This window comes from Pseudokineococcus marinus (assembly GCF_013004605.1).
Classification (GTDB): Bacteria; Actinomycetota; Actinomycetes; order Actinomycetales; family Quadrisphaeraceae; genus Pseudokineococcus; species Pseudokineococcus marinus.
Window position 1 is genome coordinate 1 of sequence record NZ_JABEMA010000173.1, and the last position, 6576, is coordinate 6576.

Annotated in this window: 5 protein-coding genes; 1 reads left to right on the forward strand and 4 read right to left on the reverse strand. The window is 77.8% G+C overall.

Annotated features, from left to right (window positions below):
- A partial coding sequence (locus HLB09_RS11140; protein ID WP_171203445.1) for a bifunctional [glutamine synthetase] adenylyltransferase/[glutamine synthetase]-adenylyl-L-tyrosine phosphorylase occupies window positions 1-2508 on the forward strand: 2508 nt, incomplete at its 5' end.
- A gap of 96 nt (window positions 2509-2604) precedes the next feature.
- Here HLB09_RS11140 and HLB09_RS11145 read toward each other — a convergent pair.
- The 4 genes from HLB09_RS11145 to HLB09_RS11160 all read right to left on the reverse strand — a co-directional run bounded on the left by HLB09_RS11145 (window position 2605) and on the right by HLB09_RS11160 (window position 6488).
- A complete protein-coding gene (locus tag HLB09_RS11145; RefSeq protein ID WP_171203446.1) occupies window positions 2605-3999 on the reverse strand; it encodes an HNH endonuclease signature motif containing protein in 1395 nt (464 codons plus the stop codon).
- A 308-nt stretch (window positions 4000-4307) separates the two neighbouring features.
- On the reverse strand, window positions 4308-4631 hold the full coding sequence (locus tag HLB09_RS11150; RefSeq protein ID WP_171203447.1) for a YrhK family protein: 324 nt from the start codon (window positions 4629-4631) through the stop codon (window positions 4308-4310).
- Window positions 4632-4690: 59 nt separating this feature from the next.
- Entirely contained in the window at window positions 4691-5623 is a 933-nt protein-coding gene (locus tag HLB09_RS11155; protein ID WP_171203448.1) for a siderophore-interacting protein, read from the reverse strand.
- A 64-nt stretch (window positions 5624-5687) separates the two neighbouring features.
- Window positions 5688-6488, reverse strand: a complete 801-nt coding sequence (locus HLB09_RS11160; protein WP_171203449.1) for a glycosyltransferase family 2 protein — start codon at window positions 6486-6488, stop codon at window positions 5688-5690.
- Between the last annotated feature and the right edge of the window lie 88 nt (window positions 6489-6576).

Genomic DNA, 6576 nt, shown 5'->3' on the forward strand with positions numbered 1-6576 from the left:
CGCGACCTGGCCGCCCGCACCCCGGAGCGCCGCGTGGGCGACGTCGGCCGCGAGCTCGCCGACCTCGCGGGCGCCGCCCTGGAGACGGCGCTCGCGCTCGCCCGCCGCGACGTGGGCGAGGAGCACCGCGCCGCTCGGCTCGCCGTCATCGGGATGGGCAAGTGCGGGGGGCGCGAGCTCAACTACGTCAGCGACGTGGACGTCGTCTACGCCGTCGAGCCGGGGGAGGGCGCCTCGGAGGAGCAGGCCGTCGCCGTCGGCACGAAGCTCGCGCGGCTGCTGGCCAAGCACTGCTCGGCGTACACGGCCGAGGGCGCCCTGTGGCCCGTGGACGCGAACCTGCGACCCGAGGGCGGCGCCGGCCCGCTCGTGCGGACGCCGGAGAGCCACCGCGCGTACTACGAGCGGTGGGCCAGCACGTGGGAGTTCCAGGCGCTCCTCAAGGCGCGCCACGTCGCCGGCGACGCCGAGGTGGCGGCCACCTACCTCGCGGCGGTGCGTCCCTTCGTGTGGGAGGCCGCCCAGCGCCCCGGCTTCGTCACGGACACCCAGGCGATGCGCCGCCGCGTCGAGGACCACATCCCGGCCAAGGAGGCCCCCCGCCAGCTCAAGCTCGGCCCCGGCGGTCTGCGCGACGTCGAGTTCAGCGTCCAGATGCTGCAGCTGGTGCACGGGCGCGCCGAGCCGCGGCTGCGGAGCGCGACGACGCTCGACGCCCTCGAGGCGCTGGCGACGTACGGGTACGTGGGACGCGGCGACGCCGGCGCCCTCGACCGGGCCTACAGGTGGCTGCGGGTGCTCGAGCACCGGCTCCAGCTGTCGCGCCTCGTGCGCACGCACGTCCTGCCCACGGGCGAGGGCGACCTGCGCCGCCTCGCGCGGGCCGCCGGCCTCGACGGCGAGGCGGCGCTCGAGGAGCGCTGGCAGCAGACCCGCACGACCGTGCGACGCCTGCACGAGCGGCTCTTCTACCGGCCGCTGCTCGGCGCCGCCGCGCGGCTGTCGACCGAGGACGTGCGGCTGGGCCCCGAGGCGGCCCGCGAGCGGCTGCAGGCCCTCGGCTACCGCGACCCGGCGGGGGCGCTGCGCCACCTCGAGGCGCTGACGGCGGGCGTGACCCGGCGGGCGTCCATCCAGCGCCAGCTGCTGCCGGTGCTGCTGGGCTGGTTCGCCGACGGGGCCGACCCCGACTCCGGGCTCCTGTCGTTCCGGCGGCTGTCGGAGTCCCTCGGCGGGACGCACTGGTACCTGCAGATGCTGCGCGACGACGGCGTGGCCGCCGAGCGGCTCGCCAACCTCCTCACCGGCAGCCGGATGGCCGCCGACCTCCTGCTGCAGGCGCCCGAGGCGGCCCGGTGGCTCGAGGGCGAGTCCGAGCTGCGCCCGCGCCCGTACGAGCAGCTGCGCGCCGAGGTCGGCTCCGTGCTGGCGCGTCACCGCGACCCCGTCGACGCCGTCACCGCGGTGCGCGCCGTCCGGCGGCGCGAGATGACCCGCACGGCCGTCGGCGACCTGTCCGGCGTCGTCACGCTCGACGAGGTGGGCGAGGCCCTGTCGGCCGCGACGCGCGTCGTCCTGCAGGGCGGGCTCGTGGCGGCCGTCCGCGCCGTGTCGGCGCGGCTGGGGGAGCCCCTCCCGGTGCGCATGGCCGTCGTCGGGATGGGCCGCCTCGGCGGGCGGGAGCTCACCTACGCCAGTGACGCCGACGTCCTCTTCGTGCACGAGCCGCGCGACGGCGCCTCCGAGCAGCAGGCGCAGGAGGTCGCCGTCGCTGTGGCGGGGGAGGTGCAGCGCCTCCTGAAGTCCCTCGGCCCCGAGCCGGCGCTCGAGGTCGACGCCGCGCTGCGCCCCGAGGGCCGGAACGGCCCTCTGTCGCGCTCGCTGTCCTCCTACGCCGCCTACTACGCGCGCTGGTCGGACGTCTGGGAGGCCCAGGCGCTGCTGCGCGCCGAGGTCGTCGCCGGCGACGCCGAGCTCGGCGCGGCCTTCACCGCCCTCGTCGAGGGCGTGCGCTACCCCTCGGGCGGGCTCGACGACGCGCGGGTGCGCGAGGTGCGCCGCATCAAGGCGCGCGTGGAGTCCGAGCGGCTGCCCCGCGGCGTCGACCCGCGCCGGCACGTCAAGCTCGGCCCCGGGGGCATCTCGGACGTCGAGTGGACGGTCCAGCTGCTGCAGCTCCAGCACGCCCACCGCGTGCCCGGGCTGCGGACGACGTCGACGCTCGGCGCCCTCGCGGCCGCCACCGCGGCCGACCTCGTCGCGGCCGAGGACACCGACGTCCTCGAGGACGCCTGGCGCTGGGGCTCGCGCGTGCGCGCCGCGATCGCCCTGTGGACCGGGCGCCCCGGCGACGTCGTGCCCACCGACCTCGACGACCTCGAGGGCGTCGCGCGCCTCCTCGGGATGCCGACCGGCTCCGCCGGGGCGCTCGACGACGAGCACCGCCGCCGCACCCGCCGAGCGAGGGCCGTCGTCGAGCGGCTGCTGTTCGGGTGGCAGGACGACTGACGCTCTCGCCGTGGCGCGGGTGAGGTTTCCTCAGCGCTGGGGTGGCACCGAGGTGGCCAAGGCGGCCCTTGTGCCACCGGAAGATCGGGCGCTGGCTCAGGCCGCGTGGCCGGGAGCGTGGCCGTCCTCCTCCTCGGACCTGGTGGCGCGCCGGCGCCACGCGTCGACGACGCGGTCGACCCGTTCTCGCCAGGGCGGGGGCGGGACGTGGGGCTCGCCGCGGTCCGGCGGGTGCCAGACGACCTGGGTGCCGCGCAGCTCGCCGCGCCAGCCCTGGCGGTGGACCAGGCGGTGGTGGTGGCCGCAGAGGCAGGTGCCGTTGCGCTCGCTGGTCGACCCGCCGCGGGAGTACTCGGTGATGTGGTGGACGTGGCACCACTCGGCGGGGCGGGTGCAGGAGCCGAAGGTGCAGGTCTGGTCCCGGAGGCGGATGGCGGTGCGGATCGCCTCGGGCCACGCGTAGACGGACCGGCCGACGTCCAGCGGCTGTCCCTCCGCCGTCGTGAGGACGGGCACGAGCTGCGCGTCGCACGCGAGCAGGCCCGCCGTCTCGCCGGAGACGGGGTGGCCGCCGGGCAGGTGGCCGGGAGCGGCGCCGGGCGCCGCGGGATCGAGCAGGGTCGCCAGCGGCACGGTGACGAGCAGTCGCGGGCGCGAGGACGAGGACCCGGTGCGGCCGGCGAGGTGGGCGTCGGCGACGGTGAGCAGCGCGTCGGCCAGCCGTCGGGCGTGGGACCGGGTGTCGGGGGTGCCGTCAGAGGCGGGCCGCGGGGCGGAGAGCGGCTCGAGGGCGGCCATGAGGGTGGCGCCGCCGACCGGGTCGAGGACGCCGGACAGGAGCCAGGCGCCGTCGTCGGTCTGGGTGCAGCGGACCTGGCGCTGGCTCTCCTGGCGCGCCTCGGTGCGGGCGAGGTCGTCGTCGGCACCGGGGTCAAGACGGGCGGTCAGGTGGCGCCCCACGCGGGCGAGCTGGCGCGGGTCGAGGCGGCGGGCCTGCTCGACGAGGAAGGCCTGGGCGTCGGCACGGGTCGCGGGGTCGACGTCGGGGTGCAGCCGCAGCAGGGCGGTGCGGATGACGCCGGCGTGGTCGCCCGTCAGGTCGCCCTGCGCGAGGGCGGTGCGGGTGGGGGTGAGGTCGGTGTCGAGCGCGACGGCGAGGTCGACCCGGCGGCGGGCGTGCTCGGCGCGGGTGGTCGTGGCGCCGACGAGCCAGTCGGCGGTCGACGGCGCCCCGGCCGCGCGTCCGACGCGGCGCTCCTCGGCGGTGGACAGCAGCCGCAGGCGGACGGCGTCGAGACGGGACGCCTGGCGCTCGAGGTCGACCACCGCGGCGCGGACCTCGTCGTCGGTGCACCGCCAGGTCTCGGCGGTCAGCAGGGCGTCGAGGGCTGCGGTCAGGGCCGCGAGACCGTCGGCGACCGTGGCGACGTCCTGCTCGCCGTCGGCCTCGGCGTCAGGCTCGGGGGTCGGGCCGGGGGCGGAAGGGCTCACCGGTGAGGACGGAGCGGGCTGATCGCCAGTCCCGTCACGCCCGCCGTCCTCCACTGCCACAGGGACGACGCTAGGGGCGACCTCCGACAGTCGAGCCGCCGTCGCAGGCCTCTGACCTGCGACGATGCGTTGTCACTCGAACGTGTGTCTGACTGCCACTCGACCGAGCCGACCTCGTGTCGGTCGCGGACGTCGAGGGCGTCGTCACGGCGCGCCGGCCCTCGACGTCCGCGCTGGCGACGGCCCGACGGCGTGTGACCCCTCAGAGTCCGCGGCGGCCGTGCGCGCGCCGCCGTCGGCGTCCCCGGTCAGTACTCGCCGCCGCTGTCCAGCCCGGAGCCGTGGCGACGCTGCAGGTGGATCTTCCGCGAGAGGCGGATGGCGGGGCGGGCGAGGAACTGGAGGCTGCCGACGAGGAAGAACCAGGTGCCCGCGGTGCTCGTCGACTCCCAGAAGAAGAGGACGCTGCCGATGACGAACCACAGCGCCACGAGCACGTCGTTGGTGATGCTGAGGACCTCGTAGCGCTGGCGCAGGACGAGCTCGTCGTCGCCGATGCGCACGCGCAGGTCCTCGCCGGAGCCGGGCACGGCTGCCTCCTGTCGTCGGTCGGGGGTGGGGCAGCCGTCCATGCTGCTGCCGACGGCCCCCGCCGGCCAGCCGCGACCCCGGCGGCGGTCGCGCGCCCGCCTCAGCCCGGGAGCGGCGTCGTCGGCCGCAGCCGCCGGACGCCGGGGGCGTTCTTCGACGCGCCGACCTTCCAGTAGCCCTTGGCGTGCACGCGCTGGGGGTCGACGCGCCGCACCTCCGACAGGTGGCGCTGCAGGCGCCGCACCGCGCCGGACTCGGCGGCCAGCAGGACCTGCACCTGCTCGCCGTCGCCCGCGGGCCAGTCCAGGCCGGTCACGGCGGCCTCGAGGGGCTGCCCGGAGACGGCGACGTCGGGCCCGCGGTGCACCCAGCGCCACTCCACGTCGGCGGCCGTGGCCACCTCCTGCTCCTCGGCGGCGTCCGCGACCTCGACGACGGCGACCGCCCGCGCCCCCGCGGGCAGCGCCTCGACGACGGCGGCGACGGCGGGCAGCCCCGTCGCGTCGGCGAGGAGGAGGTGCACGTCCGTCGTGGGCAGCGCCCGGTAGCCCGACGACGGCCCGGAGGCGCCGACGGTGTCGCCCGGCCGCGCGGCCTGCGCCCACCCCGAGGCGAGCCCGCCCTCGTGGAGGACGACGTCGACGTCGACCTCGCCGGCCGCGGGGTCCCCGGCACGAGCACCTTCACCGGCGCGGGCGCGCCGCACCGTGTACGAGCGCCGCGCGCAGACGGCGAGCTCGTCCAGGCCCGGGGAGCCCGCGCCCGGCTCGGGGAAGGCCATCTTGACCTTCGCGCCCGGTGCGGCGTCGGTGAACACCGCCGGGTCCGCCCCGCCGAGGACGACGCGCAGCATCTGCGGCGTCACGGTCTCCGTCCGGACGACGTGCAGCAGGTGCAGGCCGTGCGCGGGCACGTGGCGCGGCCCCGGACCCGCTGGCGGAGAGGTGGTCGTCCCGACCGAGGACGCGCTCGAGGGCTGGGCGCCGGCGGGCGGCACGTCGTCGGGGGAGGGCGCGGCGGTGCGGTCGGACACGGCGACGACGCTACCGGCGCCGCCGACGTCCTCCTCCGGAGGAGGAGCCCGGACCTCGTCCGCCTCAGCCCGCCTGCCGCAGCGCCCGGATGCCGGCCTCGACGGCGGGCGGGTTGGGCCGCCGCGCCCGCAGGGCGGCGCGCAGGGACGGCAGCGCCCGGCGCACGGCCGCGGGGTGGGAGCGCAGCGTCGTCACGAGGCTCCGCGCCACGGCCGGCCAGGGGCGGCGCATGACGGCGGTGAGCAGCGCGGCGCGGGCGATGCGGACCTGGCGCTCGCGGGGGGCGTCCCGCGACGGCGAGGGGTGGTGGTGGACGACGAGGTCCTCGACGTACGCGAGCCCGTGCCCGGCGGCCGCCAGGTCGTAGGACAGGCGCTCCTCCTCGCCGGGGAAGAACACGACGTCGTCGAAGCCCCCGGCCTCGAGGAAGGCGTCGCGGCGGACCATCGCGGCGCACGCGACGAACCCGAGCAGCGAGGGCCCCGGCAGGTCGTCGTCCGTGCCGAGCGCGGAGCGCGCCATGAGGTCGCCGATGCCGTCGGGCCGCTCCTCCGGGCCGACGAGGATCCGGGCGCACACGAGGGCCAGCCGCGGGGAGGCGTCGAAGAGGTCGGCGCCGCGCTCGAGCATCCCCGGCGCCCACCAGGAGTCGTCGTCGGCGAAGGCCACGTACGGGGTCCGGGCCCGCTCGACGCCGATGGTGCGCGCCGCGGCGCCGCGGTTGGCCGGCAGCGCGACGACGTCGACGTGCGGCAGCTGCTCGCGCACGGCCTCGACGGTGCCGTCGGTGCTGCCGTTGTCGACGAGCACGACGGGCCCCTCGTGGCGGCGCAGGCTCGCCAGGAGCTCCTCACGCCGGTTCATGCTCGCCACGACGACGGTGGTCCGCGCGCCGCGGCGGGCCCCGCCCCGACCGGCGGGGGCGGCGGCGGGGGTGCTCGCCGGAGCGGCG